Annotated in this window: 1 protein-coding gene; it reads left to right on the top strand. The window is 67.6% G+C overall.

The genetic code is table 11. The features are described 5' to 3' along the window. Positions 1-272, top strand: a 272-nt coding sequence (locus tag AAHZ94_RS35365; RefSeq protein WP_349997720.1) for an acyltransferase domain-containing protein, incomplete at both ends; no start/stop codon positions are given.

Genomic DNA, 272 nt, shown 5'->3' with positions numbered 1-272 from the left:
CGCTTCCCCGTCTACGCGGAAGCCTTCGACCAAGTCTGCAACCTCCTCGACCCCCACCTCGACCACCCCCTACGCGAAGTCGTCTTCACCGGCGGGCCGGATGGGCTTCTCGACCACACCACATACGCCCAAGCAGGACTGTTCGCGCTCCAGGTCGCCATGGCACGGCTGCTCGACTCCCTGGGCGTACGACCCGATGCGGTGATCGGGCACTCCATCGGCGAGATCGCCGCCGCACACATCGCCGGCGTCTTCTCCCTCCCCGACGCCTG

The organism is Streptomyces sp. HSW2009 (assembly GCF_040240285.1).
Taxonomy (GTDB): Bacteria; Actinomycetota; Actinomycetes; order Streptomycetales; family Streptomycetaceae; genus Streptomyces.
The sequence above is the reverse complement of the archived record's forward strand: the minus strand, read 5'-3'. Positions and strand labels throughout refer to the sequence as shown.